The sequence below is a fragment of the Salinispora pacifica CNR114 genome (assembly GCF_000514775.1).
GTDB lineage: Bacteria > Actinomycetota > Actinomycetes > Mycobacteriales > Micromonosporaceae > Micromonospora > Micromonospora pacifica.
Map to the genome: position 1 here is coordinate 1 of NZ_AZWO01000084.1, position 2396 is coordinate 2396.

Consider the following 2396-nt stretch of genomic DNA (forward strand, 5'->3'; position numbering starts at 1 on the left):
TGACGTGTTGGCGCACCGGCGGCGGACCCGCGGGTTGGTCGCCACCTCCATCGCCTGGGGCAGTTGGGGTGGCGGCGGCATGGCCGGCGGCGAGGTCGGCGCGCACCTCGACCGGCTGGGTGTCGGCGTCATGGAACCCCGACTCGCTGTCCAGGCGCTACGGCAGGCCCTCGACCACGATGAGAGTCACCTCGTCGTCGCCGACATCGACTGGGATCGGTTCGCCCCGATCTACACCCTGGCCCGGCCACGGCCGCTGCTCGCCGACCTTCCCGACGCCGTCCCCGAAACCTCCGATGCCACCGACGCGCCGTCGTCCTCGGCGCTCGCCGACCGGCTAGCCGCAATGCCCGAGGCCGAGCAGCGCGTACTGCTGCTTGACACGGTCCGCACAAACGTGGCCGCCGTCCTGGGATACGGCGACGCCGACTCGGTGGAACCGCGGCGTGCCTTCAAGGACCTCGGTATGGACTCGGTGACGGCCGTGGAGATGCGCAATCGGCTCAGCGCCGCCACCGGCCTCCGGCTCTCCGCGACCCTGGTCTTCGACCACCCCAACGCGGTCGCCCTCGCCGACCAGCTCCGCGCCGAACTCGGATACACCGGCGACACCGCCGGCGGCCTGCTCGCCGAACTGGACCGGCTCGAGGCCACCGTCACGGGTCTGGCGCCGGAGGAGATCGAGCGGAACCGGGTGACCGCCCGGCTCCAGTCGATGCTGGCGAAGCTCAACGAGACCCTCAGCACCACCGCGGGCGCCACCCTGGTCGACCGCCTTGAGGCGGCCTCCGCCGACGATGTGTTCAACCTGATCGACAAGGAACTCGGGATGACCTGAGCCGCCACCGCGCCCCCCCGGAACGTGTCCCGCTGGCAACGAGTTTGGTGAGGTTCAGATGGCGAACGAAGAGAAGCTCCTTGACTATCTGAAGCGGGTCACTGCTGATCTGCACCGCACTCGGGAACGGCTGCGCGAGGTCGAGTCGCAGGAGCAGGACCCGATCGCGATCATTGGGATGGCCTGCCGTTATCCGGGCGGGGTCAGCTCGCCCGAGGACCTGTGGCGGCTGGTCGTCGACGGCGTCGATGCCATCGGTGACTTTCCGACCGACCGGGGCTGGGACACCACAGCCCTCTACGACGCCGACCCAGACACCGCCGGCAGCAGCTATGTCAGGCAGGGCGGCTTCGTCCACGACGCCGCCAAGTTCGACGCCGAGTTCTTCGGCATCTCGCCCCGCGAGGCATTGGCCATGGACCCGCAGCAGCGGCTGGTGCTGGAGACGAGCTGGGAGGCGTGCGAGCGGGCCGGCATCAACCCCGACTCGCTGCGCGGCGGCCCCGTCGGCGTCTTCGTCGGCTGCGGCGGCCAGGACTACTGGGACCGGCTTACGGTGCTACCCGAACCCGTCGAGGCCTACATGAGCACCGGCAACGCCGGTGCGGTCATCTCCGGGCGGGTCGCGTACAGCCTAGGGCTGGAGGGACCCGCCGTCACCGTCAACACCGCGTGCTCGTCGTCGCTGGTCGCCCTGCACCTGGCCGCGCACGCGCTGCGTCAGCGGGAGTGTGGCCTGGCGCTGGCCGGTGGCGCGACCGTCATGTCGACCCCCGGTGCGTTCGTCGCCTTCAGCCGGCAGCGTGGCCTGGCCTCCGACGGCCGCTGCAAGCCCTTCTCCGATGACGCCGATGGCACCGGCTGGGGTGAGGGAGTCGGCATGCTGCTGCTGGAACGCCTCTCCGACGCCCAGCGCAACGGCCACCCGGTACTCGCCGTCATCCGCGGTTCGGCCATCAACCAGGACGGCGCGTCCAACGGCCTGACCGCGCCGAACGGGGTGGCCCAGCAGCGGGTCATTCGTCAAGCCCTCGCCAACGCCGGGCTCTCCTCCACCGACGTCGACCTGGTCGAGGCGCACGGTACCGGCACCACCCTCGGTGACCCGATCGAGGCGGAGGCGCTGATCGCCACGTATGGTCACGACCGGCCGGCGGATCGGCCGCTCTGGTTGGGCTCGGTGAAGTCCAACATCGGCCACGCCCAAGCCGCCGCCGCCGTCAGCGGCGTGATCAAGATGGTGCTGGCGCTGCGCAACGGCGTGCTGCCCAAGAGCCTGCACATATCGGAACCCTCCTCGCATGTGGACTGGTCGGCCGGCACGGTGCAGCTGCTCACCGAGGCGCGGCAGTGGCCGGACCACGGCCAACCGCGGCGGGGTGGGGTGTCGTCGTTCGGTGTGAGTGGCACCAATGCCCACGTGGTGCTGGAGCAGGCTCCGTTGGTCGAGGCTGCCGAGTCCCCGGTGGGGACGGCGGGGGCTTCGGTGGGGACGTCTGGGTCTTCGGTGGAGTTGGTGGATTCTGCGGTGGGGGTGTCTGAGTCTGCGGTGGTGCTG

At 70.4% G+C, this 2396-nt stretch carries 2 protein-coding genes; both read left to right on the forward strand.

What is annotated here, in order from left to right; genetic code table 11:
- On the forward strand, positions 1–838 hold an 838-nt coding region (locus B118_RS29310; protein ID WP_043542108.1), incomplete at its 5' end, for an acyl carrier protein.
- 58 nt (positions 839–896) lie between these two features.
- The coding region (locus B118_RS0124755; protein ID WP_028193666.1) for a type I polyketide synthase at positions 897–2396 on the forward strand (1500 nt) is incomplete at its 3' end.